The sequence below is a fragment of the Bradyrhizobium sp. BLXBL-01 genome (assembly GCF_051853025.1).
Taxonomy (GTDB): Bacteria; Pseudomonadota; Alphaproteobacteria; order Rhizobiales; family Xanthobacteraceae; genus Bradyrhizobium.
Genome location: NZ_CP182471.1, coordinates 8,070,881 through 8,088,856 on the forward strand (window position 1 = coordinate 8,070,881; position 17,976 = coordinate 8,088,856).

Below are 17,976 nucleotides of genomic sequence, written 5' to 3' on the forward strand. Positions count from 1 at the left end.
GAGTAGCGGCCGGATCGGAAGATCCGGCCGCTTTTGTTTTTGGGGAGCAACAACCTAAGGTATCGCTCGCTGGCCGCGAATCGCGCAAGAGTACTAGATTGCTTGTGGTCGAAAGGACGTCAGATGGTGGCGCTCCGTGACTCAGTATTCATTAGTCACGCTACTCCGGAAGATAACGCTTTCACTCTTTGGCTCGGGGGACGCCTAACCGCGCTGGGCTACCACGTATTTGCCGACATACTTCGTCTCAAAGGCGGTGACGATTGGGAGCGAATTCTAGAGGACGCGATCCGACAACGCGCAAAGCGCTTTCTGCTCGTTGGAACGCCAGGCGGAATACAAAAGCAAGGAGTTAGAAATGAGATCAATCTTGCGGTCGAAACCGCTAAAAAGATAGGAGATGGCGGCTTCATCGTGCCGTTGCGGCTTGCTGCTTATCCACCACCGCTACAGATTGCGCATACACAGTACATAAACTTCGAGAAGGGTTGGGCTCAAGGTCTCGCTGAACTGTTGCCACTCCTCGAAGAAGCAAACGTTCCTAGGCACGCTGTCCCAGAGGAGACGAAGGCTTGGCAAAACCTCCAGCTTAAAGACGCGAGATCGATAGATAAGGGGCCTGAGCAGCTAGTCTCCAATTGGTTAGACGTCATATCCATGCCGACATCGATTGCGTTCTTCGATTTCAAGAGCGGCATTTCAATAGGAGCGGCACAAAAGGCCCGAGCAGATTGCCCGATTCCCATTGCGGTTCACAATCGTGGCCTTCTCGCCTTTGCACCGCTGCACCAGTTGCAAGAGTACTTTGGCCCCAACCTTCCCATAGAAATTATAGATACCTGCGACATAGACACGTTTCTCTCTAAGGGATGGCGCTCACAACATCTCGCGCCGAAAGATTGCCGTTCCAAATTTACCGACATTGTCCGCAGAGCGCTCGACGCTCACTTTGCTTCTAAGGGCTTAAGGTCATTTGAGTACGCCAGCGGCCGACTTGCATGGTGGGCAACCGCACGCCACGCGACGCTAGATCAACACACCTTCGCGTGGACTTCGCTGAGGGGAAGGCGGCAGCTTGTTGGCCGGTCTGAGAAACGGGGCTTTTACTGGCACTATGCTGTCAATTGCCTAGTACGATCCAGTCCGTTGCGCCATGTCCGCGTTACCGGACGAGTCGTATTCACCTCGAATGGCCAAGATCTTATCGGCGATCCCCGTCGTCTCCACCGTATGCGGCGCACATTCTGCAAGGGATGGAGAAACGACAAATGGCGAGATCTACTTCTCGCGTTCTGGCACTGGATAAGCGATGGAGCAGAATTCGTGGATATTGCGCTCGGCGAAGAAAATGCCATGCGCCTAAGCCTTCCCCCTCGCGTCTTCACAGCGCCGTTTGGAATAAGCTCTCCGTCCGACGCACTTCAAGACGATCAGGACGATGACGCGCTCACCGACTACGAGGACGATCAAGAAGATGACGAAGAAGAAGAGGTTGATTAATGGAAACTTTGAACCTTATCAGCCTTCCGGAACCGCAATTGGAGTTCAAATACGGACAGACCTTGGTCTACCCTAGGGATGGACTTTACCTCTACGGCCCCGTGGATGGTGGACGACCTGACGTACATTATGGGGCGATAGGGACGAAGAGCGGCGTTGAGCGACTCGGGCGATGGGCGAAAGCTATCGCTGGTTTCGTCAATATTCCGCCACCCCGCAAGGGCGCCAAAGCCGTCGAACCTCAACACATTCCGTTTCCCGGGTTCTCAGCAGCATTCAATTCAAATTGGCCTCTCCAGCCAAAGACAGTAATCGACACGATCGACTCTAGGACACTTCACGAAGCGCTGAGAATCTCGAACCGAAACGAAGCAATTAAGGCCGCAGTGGATCTGTACGTGAATGCCTTAGTTGCACGATGCGATCGAATTGAAGATGCGCCCAGCTTTTGGTTCGTCATTATTCCGGAAGAAGTTTACGACCTGGGCCGTCCACTCTCCCGCATCCCAACAAAGGAGAAGATTCAAGGCAAAACTCGCATGTCGAAGGCGGAGGCGCTAAAGCTCGACAAACAGCCGACCTTATTTGGAATAGAGGAGGCCGAAGCTGATGTTTACAAGTACGCAACTCACTTTCGCCGCCAACTGAAAGCTCGGCTTCTGTCTCCCAAGATAGTGACGCAAATTGTTCGAGAGACAACCCTTACACCCGACGACTTCTTAAGGAGCGACGGTCAACGAAAGAGACGCATTGAGGACGACGCAACCGTTGCATGGAAATTGGCGACAGGATCTTATTACAAGGCTGGCGGTAGACCTTGGCAATTGGCCGGCGTTCGAGAAGGCGTATGCTACGTAGGCCTAGCTTACAAGAGGCGAGAGGCGACAGCAGACGACGGCTTCGCCTGCTGCGCAGCTCAGATGTTTCTCTCGAGCGGCGAGGGCGTTGTCTTCAGAGGCGCATTGGGCCCCTGGTACAATTCAGACACAAAGCAGTTCCACATCGACGAGCCAGCCGCGAAACGTTTGATCGAAATGGTGGTTCAAGAATATCGCGATCAGCACGACAATAAGCCGCCACGAGAATTATTTCTGCACGCGAAATCCAACTTCTCGGACGAAGAATGGACTGGCTTTGTTAGCGGCGCGCCTCCTGAAACCAATGTCGTCGGCGTGCAAATCTCAGACGCGCACGATGCACTAAAGCTATTTAGGCCGGGTAAGTACCCAGTCATGCGGGGAACGGCGCTGCTTCTTTCTGATTCCGACGCCTACGTCTGGACGTCTGGATACGTCCCACGTCTAGACACTTATCTCGGCCCCGAGACACCTAATCCCGTGCTGGTAAGACGTCAGCGAGGAAACTGTGAATTAAGAACGATCCTTGAGGATGTAATGAGCCTTACAAAGATAAACTTCAATTCCTGCCTGCACAATGATCGCCTCCCTGTCACAATCAGATTTGCGGATGCGGTGGGTGAGGTGATCCTCGCTGCGCCCCAGACGAGCGAGCCCAAGCTAGCCTTCAAATACTACATCTAACGTAAGGGCTCGATCTATGTCCGACCTTTGGCAGCAGATCGCTCCTTGGATCGTTTCTGGCATCGGCGGCTTCATTGGAGCCACCTTGTTGCTCCCGACCAAACTCGGCGAAGCCCTTTTCAAATATCGATTCGACAAATCGATTGAAGCGGTAAAGTCAGATTATGCGCGCGAACTGGAAAACATAAAATCCGCGAGTGCGCGAGAACTAGCAGGGATCAACGAAAAACTAGCGCACATCGCTGATCGCGGAAAACTATCCAACGACCGCGAGTACAAATCCATAGCGGAGGTCTGGGAAAAATTTGTCGACTGCCTCGATCAAGCTGAAGCAGCGATTGTGCAATATACTGAAATTCCCGACCTCGATAGTTTCACTCGCGAAGAATTGGCCTCTTTCCTGTCAACTCGTAATTTTTCGAAAGAACAGGTCGACCAAGTTAAAGACTCGAGCGATAAAGTCCGTGCGTTCGGGCAGATTGTGAGGTGGAAGTACATTGCCACTGCTCACAATACGATTAGTGAGACTCGGGGCCTGCTTCGAAAGCAGATATTTATACCGATTGTTATCGCTGAGGAAATCGAGAAAGCGATCGAACAGGCATCACTCGCCGTCGCCGTTGAACTAACCCGCTTCAGGAATCCCAACAGTGGGCTTGGGACAGAGCCTGCTATTCAATTCTTTGAAAATAGACATGCCCTTCTTGCCAAGGTGAAGGAGACGGTCCAGAAGCGGCTTATGAGATCAGATGGCAATCCTGACGATTAGTTGCCCTGCTTCGATTTATCTCTCCATCCCATTTTACGCTACACTTGCCCCGGTAGCATCCCCGGAGGCGTCCCATGGAGTCCGCAGCCAATTCCGACCGCAAGCCCCCGGCAAAACCTCGTCATCCGCTGTGACGGGACCGGCAACGAGGTCCCGGAAAACATCTCCAACGCCCTGAAGCTCCATCGGCGCCTGCGCAAGACCGACAAGACGTCGCCGCGGCAGCTGGTGCCCCACGTCTCCGGCGCCCGGCACCGCAGCCCCACCCGTAAACACCCCCCATCCCCCGTTAACCGTCCATTAACCAACGCATCCTAGCCTGCGGTAATCGTCCAGCCATCACTAGCTCGAAATCCCTTCCCGGTTCGCTCCAGGAGAAGCGCCGATGTGCGTTGAGTTGTTGACGTATGCCGATCTCGGTGCCCGCCTCAATGTCTCGCGCGAGGCCGCGCGGGCACTGGCGCGGCGTCGCCGGTTGCCGCGCTCGCGGTCGGACGACGGCAAGGCGGTGGTGAGCGTCGATCTCACCGAGCTCCACTACACGCCCCGCCCGCGACGCGCCCGCCGGGCAGATCCCATCGGGGCCTCCCTGGCCAGGATCGAGGCCGTCAAGACCGAAGTCTTCAAGGCGGAGATCGCGCGGCTCGAATTCGTCGCAACCGCCTACCGGGTCGTGTTCGAGCGCGAGCGCGAGCGTGCCGATCGCCTCGCCGTCGAGCTGACGCAGGCGGCCGCCGAGACGACGGCCGCGAATGCATGGGCGGCACGACTGGAAGACGAAGTGGCGGCGCTGCGGAGCGATCGCCGCCCTGGCGGCTCGATCGCGGGACACGCGGCGCGCCGGTTGGGGCATCTGGCCGCCTTCATCGTGCAAGCAGACCGTGCGGCCCGCAGCTAGCACGCGTGACTTTCTTTAACCCCCGGCTTGCCGGAGCAATCGCGAGGGAAGCATGACTGGCAACACCGATATCCATGAAATGAAGGCCCGCATCGTCGTGTTCGGCGTCGGCGGCGCCGGCGGCAATGCCGTCAACAACATGATCACGGCCGGGCTGCAAGGGGTCGAGTTCGTGGTCGCCAACACCGACGCGCAGGCGCTGGCGATGTCGAAGGCGCAGCGCCTCATCCAGCTCGGCACAAGGGTGACCGCAGGCCTCGGCGCCGGCTCGCAGCCGGAACTGGGACGCGCCGCAGCCGAAGAGGCGATCGACACGATCCGCGAGCAATTGACCGGCGCGCACATGGTGTTCGTGACTTCAGGCATGGGCGGCGGCACCGGCACCGGGGCTGCACCCGTCGTCGCCAGGATCGCGCGCGAGCTCGGCATTCTCACCATCGGCGTGGTCACCAAGCCGTTCTACTTCGAGGGCCAGCGCCGCATGCGCTTTGCCGAAGCCGGCATCGAGGAGCTGCTGAAGACGGTCGACACCCTCCTGATCATCCCGAACCAGAACCTGTTCCGGGTGGCCAGCGAGAAGACCACGTTCGCCGATGCCTTCGCCCTTGCCGACCAGGTGCTTTATTCGGGCGTGGCCTGCATCAGCGACCTCATCGTCAAGGAAGGCCTGATCAATCTCGATTTTGCCGACGTCCTCTCGGTCATGAAGGAGAAAGGCAAGGCCATGATGGGACGGGGCGAGGCTTCCGGCGAGAAGCGCGTGCTCGCCGCCGCCGTCGCCGCGATCTCCAATCCGCTGATCGAGAACCCCTCGATCAAGCGCGCCAGTGGCCTCATCATCTCCATCACCGGCGGCAAGGATCTGATGCTGTACGAGGTCGACGAAGCCGCGACCCGCATTCGCGACGAGGCCGACCCGGACGCCAACATCATCGTCGGCGCGTCCTTCGACGAAAGCTTAGAGGGCATCGTCCGCGTCTCGGTGGTGGCGACCGGTATCGACAATCTCGATCCGGCGCAGGCGCTGCCGGTGGAAACCGCCCTCACCCAGCTCGCCGGCAGGCTGCGCAACGACGGCCGTCGCATCGCCGATCGCATCGAGCGCAGCGCCCCCCTTCCGCAAGCGGGAAGCCCGCCGCTGCGCCCGCAGCCGCACCACCCGGTGGGTCCACCGGCAAGGCCGGGCCTGGACTATGCGCGGCAGGCGGCGCTTCAGCCGCTCGATCCTTACGGCCGTACGCCTGCGCGCAATCTGCCCGACGAGGCCGCTCTCGATATCCCGGCCTTCCTGCGCCGCGCGGCGAACTGAGCGGGTCGAGCCGGGCCGCGTGTCGGGCGACCAGCGAGCCAAATAACAGGTCGTCATCCCGGGGCTCGCGAAGCGAGAGCTATGATGCGCAATTGCGCATCTGAGGATCCATTTAGCCGCGGTGACCGTTGAGCAATGGATTCCGGGTTCGCGCCAAGGGGCGCGCCCCGGAATGACGGAGCAAAACAACAACGCTCCAAAGCCGCACAGCGCGCCGATGCTTCACGCCGCCGTGCTGCGCGGGCTCTCCGCTGCTTCCTTCTTGTCCGTTTCCTTGTCGCGGGACAGCCAGGCCGGAAAGCGAAGCAGGCGTTCGTTGGTGTCCTTCGGCAGCTCGACGGGCGGCGCTTCAACGGCCGAACTCGGCAAGTCCAGCGCTGCGTGGCCGGATCGCACCGCATCCGCGCGCTGATCCAGTTCACGCAACAGCGGATCGAGCACGCTGTCGATCTCGGTCGCCACCGACACCAGGAAACTATTGAGCTCGCGCGCCTCGGGCACAACTGCCGCAGCCTGCTCGACCGCCCTGGAGAGACCGTCGACGACAGGTGCAAACGCGCCCGCCGCTTGCTTGATTCGCGTCTTGATCAGTTCGATCTCGCTCAGGACGCGCTCGCGTTCCCGCCTTTTCTTCTCCTCCGAAAGGCGGGCTTCAATTTCGGCGATCTGGGCCGTCAGGGTCGTGGCTTCGGATGCGAGCGCATCGCGTCTGCCGCGCGCGCGATCGAGATCGCGGCTGAGATTGTCCACTAAGTCGTCCCTTGCGAACATGGCTTTGCTCCATAGGACAGGCGTTCTGCCCTGTAGGACGGCCTTGGCGCGAACCGCCAGCCTCGCCGCCGACCGGATGGCCGGATCGGCCGAAACAGGCATCCATTTCCGTCGCGTCACATGGGCCGACATGGTGATCCCCCATCGTCAGCATTAGGCGACCGCATGGTTAACAAGGGGTTAATGTCAACAGGCGATGCGGCCATGGGGCTGCATGCCGGCGGCGCCGCCCGCCGGTCGGCTGATCGATGCCAAAGCCTTGCTGTCCGCGACATATTTCCCGGACAGCCCTTCCTCTCCTCGCTGCCGCTCATTTTCCGCTATACTCGCCCCGGTAGCATTCCCCGGAGGCGCATCCCATGGAGACCGCAGCCATTTCCGACCACAAGCCCGCCGGCAAGAACCTCGTCATCTGCTGTGACGGCACCGGCAACGAGATCTCGGAGAACATCTCCAACGTCCTGAAGCTCTATCGCTGCTTGCGCAAGACCGACAAGACGCAGCCGCGGCAGATGGTGTTTTACGATCCCGGGGTCGGCACCATGACGGAGCCGTCGACCTGGGGGCGCTGGAAGGCCAACATCAAGCTGGTGCTGGGGCTCGCCACCGGCTACGGGCTCGATGACAACGTGCTGTCGTCCTATTGCTTCCTGATCCAGCATTACGCGCCCGGCGACAGGATCTACCTGTTCGGCTTCTCGCGCGGGGCCTACACGGTGCGCGTGCTGGCGGGGCTGATCCACAAGGTCGGGCTGATCTCGCCGGAGCAGGCGAACCTCGCCGGCAGCGGCCTCATCGCCTACAAGCAATATTCCGGCAGTGGGCGCGGCAACGACGTCGAGGACCTCAAGGGCATCGTGTTCGACGAGAGCGGGCCGCTGCCGAAGGACGAATTCGACCTCGCCGCGCAGTTCGCGCGCATCACCTCGACGCGCTGGCCGACCATCCATTTCGTCGGCGTCTGGGACACCGTGGCGAGCGTGATCGTGCCGCGCGCCGACCGCTTCTACCTGCCGAGCCTGGAGGAGCTCGCCTTCACGCTGCGCGATCCCAGCGTAAAAATCTTCCGGCAGGCGATCGCGATCGACGAGCGGCGGCGCATGTTCCGCCTGAAGCCGTACGCGGAGCCGCAGGAATTCTGGAGCAACCGCTACGTGCCGGACGAGAAGAAGGTGCCGCAGGACATTCTGCAGGTGTGGTTCGCCGGCGTGCATTGCGACGTCGGCGGCGGCTATCCGGAAGCCGAGAGCGGCGAATCCAAATATCCGCTGCTCTGGATGATCGACGAGGCCGAGAAGGCCGGGCTGAAGTTCAACCCGCGCACGGTGAACCAGCTCGCCTGGGGCATCCAGCGCAAGAATTCGCCGTTCAAATACGTCGAGCCCGCTTATACCGGGACCACCGGCATGCTGCACGATTCCATGACGGCGGTCTGGCGCGTGCTGGAGTTCTTGCCGAAGAGCGCGAAGTACCGGGAATGGCCGGCGCGGAAAGTCTGGTTCGGCTTCTACATCCCCGATGGCGAGCCGCGCCTGATCCCCGAAGGCGCGCATGTGCATGAGAGCGTGCTGAAGCGCATGGCGGTGGAGCCGGACTACCGGCCGGTGAACCTGCCGAAGGATTACGTGACGGTGCCGATGCCGGTGCCGCCGGGGGTGGATCTGGCGGCGGGAGCGGAGGTGGAGGGGGTGACGGGGTGAGTGGCGGGGGCGCGCCGCTCTTACCCTCCCCTGGAGGGGGAGGGTCGGCACGCGATCGAGCGAAGCGAGATTGCGTGACGGGGTGGGGTGACGGTCTCTCAGCGGATGCACTGCCCGTGTTGAGAGATCACCCCACCCCGCTCGCGCTGCGCGCGATCGACCCTCCCCCTCCAGGGGAGGGTGGGCACTCCGCTACCGCTAGTTTTGCCATTCGCCGACACTTTTCGTTAAAATTCTCGGGCGCGGCTTAGGGGGATCGCATCATCTCTTTTCCATGATTGGGACAGATCACCCGCCGCGAGACCTGCGGAGTTGGAGGAGACGTGCCAATGCATCCGCGAAAGTTTGTCCGAGTGAAGCCCGCAGGCCTGGTATCGCGCCAAGCCAAGATCATCACCGACCCGCGCGCGCCGGTGATCCCGTGCACGCTGATCGACTATTCGCCCGGCGGGGCCTGCGTCGATCTCGGCGGCCAGGTGAAGATTCCCGATCGCTTCGAGCTGCTCCACGTCAACACCAGGAAGCGCTGCCGCATCGCCTGGAAGCGCGGCACGCGCGTGGGCGTGGTGTTTTGAGGGAATAGCGGCGGGCTGTCCCTGCCTTTGTGGCAGGAATCGCATTTGAGAGACTTTCCCTTGCGGCCATCCTTCGAGACGCCCGCTTTCGCGGGCTCCTCAGGATGAGGGCGGAGTGTGCGGCGGCCGTTTCGAAGGGCACCGGCGCTGATGAGCCTCATCCTGAGGAGGCGCGTAGCGCCGTCTCGAAGGACGAGGCGTGCGCGCCGGGGCCGCCACGGCCCTGCCCCCGCGCTGCGAAACGGCCAGCGTCTTCGCGCATGACTGACGTGGCGGGGTCCGCTAGATTGTCTCCCAACAACAAGAACGATTTGTCCGGGGAGGACAGGCGTGCACCAGGGACGTGTCGTTTTCGGCGCGATCGAGGAGGTCGTGTTCGGCCATCCTGCGGCTGAAGCCGTCGTCGCGCAGATGGACCGGCTGGCAACAAGCCGCGCCTTCCTGATGGTGTCGGGGACGCTGAACCGGCAGACCGACGAGATCGAGAAGATCAAGCACGCGCTGGACGGGCGCTGCGCCGGCCTGTTCGACGCCATGCCGGCGCATACGCCGCGCGAGGCGGTGATTGCGGCTACTCAAGCGGCTCGCGAGGCGGAGGCCGATCTGATCGTCACCGTCGGCGGCGGTTCCATCACCGACGGCGCCAAGGCGGTGCAGCTTTGCCTTGCCAACGGCATCGACGATATCGCCGGCATCGACCGCATCCGCGTGCGCAAGGGCGTCGCGCCCGAGATGAAGGCGCCGACCGTGCGGCAGGTCAGCGTGCCGACCACGATCGCCGGCGGCGAGTTCTCATCGATCGCGGGTGTCACCGACCGCGCCACGCAGGTGAAGCAGATGCTGCGGCATCCGCTCACGGTGCCGCGCGCGACCATCCTCGATCCTGCCATCACCGTGCACACGCCGGAATGGCTGTTCCTGTCGACCGGCATCCGCGCCGTCGATCATTGCGTCGAGGCGATCTGCTCGCGCGAGACGCATCCTTACGCCGATGCGCAGGCGGTGAAGGGCCTCGCCATGCTCGCCGACGCGCTGCCGCGGGTGAAGGCCGACCCCAGCGATCTCGATGCGCGGATGGACGCGCAGATCGGCACCTGGCTGTCGATGGGCGCGCTCGCCGCCGGCGTGCCGATGGGCGCGAGCCACGGCATCGGCTACGTGCTGGGCGGGGCCTTCGACGTGCCGCACGGCTACACCTCCTGCGTCATGCTGCCGGCGGTGATGCGCTGGAATGCGCGCGACAATGCCGAGCGGCAGACGATCGTCGCGGCCGCCATGGGCTATCCCGGCCGTGACGCCGCCGACGTGCTCGATGCCTTCATCCGTTCGCTCGGCATGCCGCGCAGCCTTGGCGAGGTGCGCATCGCGCCGGATCATTTCGATGCGATCGCAGAAGCTGCGATGCGGACGAACTGGATCCCGCGCAACCCGCGCAAAATTACGGGTCCCGCCGATTTGCGCGAGATCCTGCTCCTTGCCGCCTGATCGAAAGCCGGAGGATCGATGTACACAGGTACACACGCCCGCCTGCGCCCGCTGCAGCCCGCCTTCATCATGGCGGCGACGGGCGAGGCCGTCACCTATCGCGAGCTGGACGCGCGCAGCAATCGGCTGGCGCATCTGTTCCGCAAGCGCGGCTTGAGGCGGCTCGATCATTATTCGATCTTCATGGAGAACAATGCGCGCTATCTCGAAGCCTGCGGCGCGGGCGAGCGCGCCGGCCTCTACTACACCTGCATCAACTCCTTCCTGACGCCGGGCGAGCTCGCTTATCTGCTCGTCAACAGCCAGTCGAAGATCCTGATCACGTCGATGGCCAAGCTCGCCATCGCGCGCGAGGCGATCCAGGCCTGCCCCGACATCAAGCTCTGCATCGTCGCCGATGGCCCGGGCGAGAGCGAGCGCATCGTCGGCCTATCGGAGGTGACCGCCGGTCTGCCGGCAACGCCGATCGAAGATGAATGGCTCGGCACCGCCATGCTCTATTCCTCCGGCACGACGGGACGGCCCAAGGGCATCTTGCGCCCGCTGCCGGAGGAGCCGCCGAAGCACAATCTGCCGCTGTTCGATTTCCTGTTGAGGCTCTGGCACTACCGCGAAGGCATGGTCTATTTGTCGCCGGCGCCGCTCTATCATTCCGCGCCGCAGGCTGCCGTGAACCTCACGATCCGCATGGGCGGCACCGTGATCATCATGGAGAGCTTTGATCCCGAGCGTTACCTGCAGCTGGTCGCGCAATGGGGCATCACCCACACGCAGCTGGTGCCGACGATGTTCTCGCGCATGTTGAAGTTGCCGGAGGAGGTGCGCAAGCGCTACGATTTGTCGTCGCTGGAGATCGCGATCCACGCCGCCGCGCCCTGCCCGCCCCAGGTCAAGGACGACATGATCCAATGGTGGGGACCGATCATCCACGAATATTACGGCGCGACCGAAGGCCTCGGCTTCACCGCCTGCAACAGCGAGGAATGGCTGGCGCATCGCGGCACCGTCGGCAAGGTGCTGCTCGGGGATTTGCACATTCTCGACGAGAACATGCGGGAATGCCCGACCGGCACGCCCGGCCAGGTCTGGTTCAAGACGGCCACGCCGTTCGAATATTTCAACGACCCCGAGAAGACCAAGGAGGCGCGCTCTGCCGATGGCAGCATGAGCACGGTCGGTGACGTCGGCTATGTCGATGCCGACCGCTTCCTGTACCTGACCGACCGCGCCACCTTCATGATCATCTCCGGCGGGGTGAACATCTACCCGCAGGAATGCGAGAATCTCCTGATCACCCATCCCAAGGTCGCGGACGCCGCCGTGTTCGGCGTGCCCAATGCCGATCTCGGCGAAGAGGTGAAGGCGGTGGTGCAGCCGATGCCGGGCGTGGTGCCGGGGCCGGCGCTCGCCGACGAGCTGATCGCGTTCTGCGCCAAATCGCTGTCGCGGCAGAAGGTGCCGCGCTCGGTCGATTTCGAGAAGGAATTGCCGCGGCTGCCGACGGGCAAGCTGTACAAGCGGCTGCTGCGGGACCGGTACTGGGGCAACAAGGCCTCGCGGATCGTGTGAGGGCGCTCGGCGCGCGCGCTCTTCGCACCTGCACTCTCATCGTGAGACGATGAACACCCTGCGGCCTTCCGTCATCCGAATTGTCGAGGCAACGTGCGGCGTTAGCGGTTGCCTCCGCCCGCTTGCGTGCTATCGTCCGGACAAACAGGCTGCAAAGGCCGAGGTCCAGGGAGGATGAGCATGCGGAGCGTGTGGGCGCTCGCCGCAATGGCGGCGCTATCTGTGCTGACGGCCTCGACCGTCACGCTCGCCGGCGAGCCCAAACAGGGCGGCATCTTGCGGATGTATCACCGCGACAGTCCGGCCAACGCCTCCATCCTCGAAGGCGCGACCTATTCGATCAACGTGCCGTTCATGGGGGTGTTCAACAATCTCCTCATCTACGATCAGCACATCGCGCAGAACAGCCCCGATACGTTGCGGTCGGAGCTGGCCGAAAGCTGGTCCTGGAGCAGCGACAACAAGAAGCTGACGTTCAAGCTGCGCCAGGGCGTGAAATGGCACGACGGCAAGCCGTTCACGTCGGCCGACGTCAAGTGCAGCTTCGATTTGCTGATGGGCAAGTCGCAGCAGAAGCTGCGGCAGAATCCGCGCAAGGCCTGGTACAGCGAGGTCAACGAGGTCACGACGAACGGCGAATTCGAGGTCACCTTCGACCTGAAGCGGCCGCAGCCTTCGCTGCTGGCGATGCTCGCCTCCGGCTACACGCCGGTCTATCCCTGTCACGTCTCGCCGGGGGACATGCGCACCCATCCGATCGGCACCGGGCCGTTCAAGTTCGTCGAGTTCAAGGCCAATGAATCGATCAAGCTGACGCGCAATCCGGACTATTGGAAGAAGGGCCTGCCCTATCTCGACGGCGTCGAGTACACCATCATCACCAACCGCTCGACCGCGATCCTGGCCTTCGTCGCCGGCAAGTTCGACATGACCTTTCCGACGCACATCACGATCCCGCTGCTGAAGGACATCAAGTCGCAGGCGCCGAACGCGACCTGCGTCGTCGAGCCGACCAACGTCTCGACCAACATCATCGTCAATTCGACCTCGGCACCGTTCGACAACATCGACATCCGCCGCGCGATGTCGCTCGCGCTCGACCGCAAGGCGTTCGTCGACATCCTGTTCGAAGGCCAGGGTGACATCGGCGGCACCATGCTGCCGCCGCCGCAGGGCATCTGGGGCATGCCGAAGGAGAAGCTGGAGACCATTCCGGGCTATGGCCGCGACATCAACGCCAACCGCGAGCAAGCCAGGAAGCTGATGCAGAAGGCGGGTTACGGTCCGGACAAGCATCTCAACGTGAAAGTCTCGACACGCAACATCGCGGAATATCGCGACCCCGCCGTGATCCTGATCGACCAGCTCAAGACCATCTATATCGACGGCGAGCTCGACGTCGTCGAAACTGCGAACTGGTTCCCGAAGGTCGCGCGCAAGGATTACATGCTCGGCCTCAACCTCACCGGCAATTCCGTCGACGATCCCGACCAGTCGTTCTACGAGAACTATTCCTGCGGCTCGGAACGGAATTACACCAATTATTGCAACAAGGAGATCGAGAAGCTGTTCGACGTGCAGTCGCAGGAGACCGACCTCGCCAAGCGCAGGCCGCTGGTGTGGGACATCGACAAGAAGCTGCAGGAGGACGTCGCCCGCCCGATCATCTTCCATGCCCGCGCCGGCACCTGCTGGCAGCCTTATGTCAAGGGCGTCACGATCATGTCGAACAGCTCCTACAACGGCTTCCGCTACGAGGATGTGTGGCTCGACAAGTAAGCCAGGCTGACGACTAGCGCGGAGGGCGATGCATGTTTGCCTATCTGGTGCGGCGCCTGTTCCTGATGCTCGTGACCCTGTTCGGGATCTCGGTCGTCATCTTCTTCCTGCTGCGCATCGTGCCCGGCAACATCGTCGACATCCTGTTCGCCGCCGCCGGCTACGTCGATCCCGCCGACAAGGCGGAGCTGGAGAAGCAGCTCGGCATCGACCAGCCGCTGGTGACGCAATATCTGCACTGGATCGGCGGCTTCCTGCGCGGCGATTTCGGCTACTCCTATGTCTCGGAGAAGCCGGCGCTGCAGGAGATCCTGCCGCGGATTCCGATCACGGCGCGGCTCGCCGGCCTCGCACTGTTGTTCTCGGCGTCCATCGGCATTCCCTTGGGCGTCATCAGCGCGGTGAAGCAGGGGACGAAGCTCGACTATGCGCTTCGCGTCGTCAGCCTCAGCGGCCTGTCGCTGCCCTCGTTCTGGCTCGGCCTTCTGATCCTCACCGCGTCGGTGGCGATGTTCGGCCAGATGCCGATCTTCAATCCGAATCCGAAGACCTGGCTCGAGGCGTTCGCGACCTACGCCGTGCCGGCCGCCGCCGTCGGCTTCCGCAGCGCGGCGCTGACCATGCGCATCACGCGCTCCTCGATGCTGGAGGTGCTGCGGCAGGATTACATCCGCACCGCCCGCGCCAAGGGCGCCTCCGATGCGGCCGTGAACTATCACCACGCGCTGAAGAACGCGATCCTGCCGGTGATCACCGTGATCGGCATCGAGGCGGCGTTCCTGATCGGCGGCCTGATCGTCACCGAGACCGTGTTCAACATCCCCGGCGTCGCGCGCTTCCTGGTGGAGGCGATCCGCTGGCGCGACTATCCGATCGTGCAGAACCTCGTGATGTTCATCGCGGTCGTGGTGGTGTTCGCCAACTTCACCGTCGACATGCTCTACGCGGTGTTCGATCCGCGGATCAGGTACACGGATTAAAAGCATGAGGTTGGAACAATCTGACGCGACGGCGGTGCTCTACCTCTCCTATAGGGAGAGGTCGGATTGCATCGGAAGATGCAATCCGGGTGAGGGGTTACACTCCGTCTTGAGACCTGAGCCCCCTCACCCGGCGCTACGCGCCGACCTCTCCCCGATGGGGAGAGGTGTTTCTCCCCGCGGAGAGGCATATGGCCGCCATTGATTTCGACGTTGAACTGAGGCGGGCCGGGGCGCATGCGACCGGGGGCTGGCGGCGCGTGCTGTTCATGGCGCAGCGGCACGTGCTGGGCGCGGCCGGGCTCGTCATCATGACGGCGTTCGTGCTGACGGCGATCTTCGCCGATGTCATCGCGCGCTACGATCCGCTGACGGTGGATTCCGCCCGCGCGCTGGCGCGCCCGAGCCTGGCGCACTGGATGGGCACCGATTCGTTCGGCCGCGACGTGTTCAGCCGCATCATCCACGGCGCGCGGATCTCGCTCGCAGTCGGCATCGGCTCGACCGTGCTCGGCGGCACCATCGGCGTGATCGTCGGCCTCACCTCCGGCTATCTCTCGGGCTGGGTCGATCTCGTGTTCCAGCGCGTCTCGGACGTGCTGCAGGCGCTGCCGCTGCTGGTGCTGGCGCTGGTGATGACGGCCGCGCTCGGGCCGTCGCTGCCGAACGTGATCATCGCCATCGCCATCCCGCTGATCCCGACGGTGGCGCGCGTCATCCGCGCCAATACGCTGGCGCTGCGCGAGCAGCCATTCGTCGAGGCCGCCAAGTCGATCGGCATGAGCGAGATGCGGATCGCGCTGCGCCACGTGCTGCCGAACACGCTGGCGCCGCTGATCGTGCTGGCGACGGCGCAGCTCGGCTCGACCATCCTGACCGAGGCGTCGCTGTCGTTCCTCGGCCTCGGCATTCCCGAGCCCTATCCGTCATGGGGACGCATGCTGTCCGAATCCGCCGCCGAATATGTCCGCACCGCGCCGTGGCTGGTGATCTTCCCGGGCATCGCGATCAGCCTCGCCGTATTCGGCGCCAATCTGTTCGGTGACGCCCTGCGCGACATCCTGGATCCGAGGCAGCGCGGCTGATGGCAGACAAGACCGATCTCGTGCTCGATGTGAAGAACCTGAAGACGGTGTTCTTCACCAATTCCGGCCTGTTCAAGGCGGTCGACGACCTCTCCTTCAGCGTCAAGCGCGGCGAGACGCTGGCGATCGTCGGCGAATCAGGCTGCGGCAAGAGCGTCACCGCGCTATCGCTGATGCGCCTCGTGCCCGATCCGCCCGGCCGCATCGTCGGCGGCTCGGTCTCGCTCGAAGGCACCGACCTGCTGGCGCTGGATGAATCAGAGATGCGCGCGGTCAGGGGCAACCGCATCTCCATGATCTTTCAGGAGCCGATGACGTCGCTCAATCCGGTGATGCGGATCGGCGACCAGATCGTCGAGGCGGTGCGGCTGCACCGGAATATATCGTCCAAAGAGGCGCACAACATCGCGGTCGAGATGCTGCGGCTGGTGCGCATTCCCGAACCGGCGCGGCGGGCGCGCGAATATCCGCATCAGCTCTCCGGCGGCATGCGCCAGCGCGCGATGATCGCGATGGCGCTCGCGTGCCGGCCGGCGCTCCTGATCGCGGACGAGCCGACCACCGCGCTCGACGTCACCATCCAGGCGCAGATCCTGGCGCTGATCCTCGACCTCCAGAAGGAGCTCGGCACCGGGCTTGTGCTGATCACGCACGATCTCGGCGTCGTCGCGCAGACCGCGCAACGCGTGATCGTGATGTATGCGGGGCGGAAGGTCGAGGAAGCCGGCGTCGAAGCGCTGTTCGCCGCGCCGAAGCATCCCTATACGCGGGGACTGATGGCCTCGATCCCGGCCGTGCCGGCCTCCGGTGTCGCCGCGCCGGCGCGGCTGAACGAAATCCCGGGAACGGTGCCGTCGCTGGTGCGCCTGCCGAAAGGCTGCGCCTTCGCGCCGCGCTGCAAGCTCGCCATCAAACGTTGCGAAGCCGAATATCCGCCGCTGGCGGATTGGGGCGGCGGCCATCTCGCCGCCTGCTGGCGCGCCGAAGAAGTCGCGGAGGTGGCATGACCGAGGCGCTGCTCGAAGTCACCGACCTCAAAAAGCACTACCCCGTGCGCGCCGGCGTGCTGCGAAGGCAGGTCGGCACCGTGCATGCGGTCGATGGCGTCTCGTTCGCGCTTGGCACCGGCGAGACGCTCGGCCTCGTCGGTGAATCCGGCTGCGGCAAGTCCACGGTGGCGCGCAGCGTGCTGCGGCTGGTCGAGCCGACCTCGGGTCAGATCCGTCTCGACGGTGAGGACATCACGCATCTTTCCAAGACGGCGCTGCGCCCGCACCGCCGCTCGATGCAGATCGTGTTCCAGGATCCTTTCGCTTCGCTCAATCCGCGCATGACCGCGGGCGACATCGTCGGCGAGCCGCTCGCCGTGCACGGGCTCGCGACCGGCAAGGCGCTGGAGACGCGGGTCGCAACATTGTTCGAGCAGGTGGGGTTGCGGCCCGACCAGATGCGCAATTTCCCGCATCAATTCTCCGGCGGCCAGCGCCAGCGCATCTGCATCGCCCGCGCACTGGCGCTGGGGCCGCGCCTGATCGTCTGCGACGAGCCGGTCTCCGCGCTCGACGTCTCGATCCAGGCGCAGGTCATCAACCTTTTGATCGACCTGCAGCGGCAGCACGGCTTCTCCTATCTCTTCATCGCGCACGACCTCGCCGTGGTCGCCCATATCAGCCACCGCGTCGCCGTGATGTATCTCGGCCGCATCGTCGAGATCGCCGACAAGGACGAGCTGTTCCGCAATCCCAGGCATCCCTACACGCAGGCCCTGCTCGCCTCGGTGCCGGTCGCCAATCCGCTGGCGAAGAAGCTCGCGCCGCTGGTGGAGGGCGACGTGCCGAGCCCGGTCAACCCGCCCTCGGGCTGCGCATTTCACACCCGCTGCCGGTTTGCGATGGAGCGCTGCAAGACGGAGCGGCCGGCGCTGCTGGATGCCGGCGCTGGGCATCAGGTGGCGTGCCTGCTCAATGACGGGACGGGACGGAGCCAGCAGGGCGTGTCCTCATAAAAGCAATGTC

Annotated in this window: 15 protein-coding genes; 14 read left to right on the forward strand and 1 reads right to left on the reverse strand. The window is 63.0% G+C overall.

The genetic code is table 11. The features are described from left to right. The first annotated feature begins 123 nt into the window (after positions 1-123). From ACNJYA_RS37380 to ftsZ, 5 genes are all read left to right on the forward strand, one after another. On the forward strand, positions 124-1,500 hold the full coding sequence (locus ACNJYA_RS37380; RefSeq protein WP_439401740.1) for a toll/interleukin-1 receptor domain-containing protein: 1,377 nt from the start codon (positions 124-126) through the stop codon (positions 1,498-1,500). Further along, complete coding sequence (locus tag ACNJYA_RS37385) at positions 1,500-3,041, forward strand: argonaute/piwi family protein (protein ID WP_439401741.1); 1,542 nt, start codon at positions 1,500-1,502, stop codon at positions 3,039-3,041. Before ACNJYA_RS37380 ends, ACNJYA_RS37385 begins: the two co-directional genes overlap by 1 nt. A gap of 16 nt (positions 3,042-3,057) precedes the next feature. Further along, complete coding sequence (locus tag ACNJYA_RS37390) at positions 3,058-3,810, forward strand: hypothetical protein (RefSeq protein ID WP_439401742.1); 753 nt, start codon at positions 3,058-3,060, stop codon at positions 3,808-3,810. Positions 3,811-4,195: 385 nt separating this feature from the next. Continuing rightward, positions 4,196-4,708 (forward strand): hypothetical protein, encoded by a 513-nt coding sequence (locus tag ACNJYA_RS37395; protein WP_439401743.1) that lies wholly within the window; start codon positions 4,196-4,198, stop codon positions 4,706-4,708. 52 nt (positions 4,709-4,760) lie between these two features. After that, positions 4,761-6,017 carry a cell division protein FtsZ gene (gene ftsZ, locus ACNJYA_RS37400; RefSeq protein ID WP_439401744.1) on the forward strand — a complete coding sequence of 419 codons (1,257 nt, stop codon included), beginning with the start codon at positions 4,761-4,763 and terminating at the stop codon, positions 6,015-6,017. 222 nt (positions 6,018-6,239) lie between these two features. On the opposite strand, the gene ACNJYA_RS37405 is transcribed toward ftsZ, so the two are convergent. Beyond that, entirely contained in the window at positions 6,240-6,920 is a 681-nt protein-coding gene (locus ACNJYA_RS37405) for a hypothetical protein (RefSeq protein ID WP_439401745.1), read from the reverse strand. A gap of 227 nt (positions 6,921-7,147) precedes the next feature. On the opposite strand from ACNJYA_RS37405, the gene ACNJYA_RS37410 reads away from it, so the two are divergent. The 9 genes from ACNJYA_RS37410 to ACNJYA_RS37450 all read left to right on the forward strand — a co-directional run bounded on the left by ACNJYA_RS37410 (position 7,148) and on the right by ACNJYA_RS37450 (position 17,966). Continuing rightward, positions 7,148-8,488 (forward strand): DUF2235 domain-containing protein, encoded by a 1,341-nt coding sequence (locus ACNJYA_RS37410; RefSeq protein WP_439401746.1) that lies wholly within the window; start codon positions 7,148-7,150, stop codon positions 8,486-8,488. A 329-nt stretch (positions 8,489-8,817) separates the two neighbouring features. Then, positions 8,818-9,063, forward strand: coding sequence for a PilZ domain-containing protein (locus tag ACNJYA_RS37415; RefSeq protein WP_172789685.1), 246 nt, complete (start codon positions 8,818-8,820; stop codon positions 9,061-9,063). A gap of 330 nt (positions 9,064-9,393) precedes the next feature. Then, positions 9,394-10,548 carry an iron-containing alcohol dehydrogenase gene (locus tag ACNJYA_RS37420; RefSeq protein ID WP_439401747.1) on the forward strand — a complete coding sequence of 385 codons (1,155 nt, stop codon included), beginning with the start codon at positions 9,394-9,396 and terminating at the stop codon, positions 10,546-10,548. Between the two features lie 18 nt (positions 10,549-10,566). After that, a complete protein-coding gene (locus ACNJYA_RS37425; RefSeq protein WP_439401748.1) occupies positions 10,567-12,117 on the forward strand; it encodes an AMP-binding protein in 1,551 nt (516 codons plus the stop codon). A 180-nt stretch (positions 12,118-12,297) separates the two neighbouring features. After that, positions 12,298-13,896: an ABC transporter substrate-binding protein gene (locus tag ACNJYA_RS37430; RefSeq protein WP_439401749.1), complete on the forward strand. Its 1,599-nt coding sequence runs from the start codon at positions 12,298-12,300 to the stop codon at positions 13,894-13,896. Between the two features lie 32 nt (positions 13,897-13,928). Continuing rightward, positions 13,929-14,876 (forward strand): ABC transporter permease, encoded by a 948-nt coding sequence (locus ACNJYA_RS37435; RefSeq protein ID WP_212255917.1) that lies wholly within the window; start codon positions 13,929-13,931, stop codon positions 14,874-14,876. A 191-nt stretch (positions 14,877-15,067) separates the two neighbouring features. Further along, positions 15,068-15,961 carry an ABC transporter permease gene (locus ACNJYA_RS37440; protein ID WP_172789680.1) on the forward strand — a complete coding sequence of 298 codons (894 nt, stop codon included), beginning with the start codon at positions 15,068-15,070 and terminating at the stop codon, positions 15,959-15,961. Then, entirely contained in the window at positions 15,961-16,968 is a 1,008-nt protein-coding gene (locus tag ACNJYA_RS37445) for an ABC transporter ATP-binding protein (protein ID WP_212255915.1), read from the forward strand. The genes ACNJYA_RS37440 and ACNJYA_RS37445 overlap by 1 nt, the downstream gene beginning before the upstream one ends. Continuing rightward, positions 16,965-17,966, forward strand: coding sequence for an ABC transporter ATP-binding protein (locus ACNJYA_RS37450; RefSeq protein WP_439364906.1), 1,002 nt, complete (start codon positions 16,965-16,967; stop codon positions 17,964-17,966). Before ACNJYA_RS37445 ends, ACNJYA_RS37450 begins: the two co-directional genes overlap by 4 nt. Positions 17,967-17,976 lie beyond the last annotated feature (10 nt).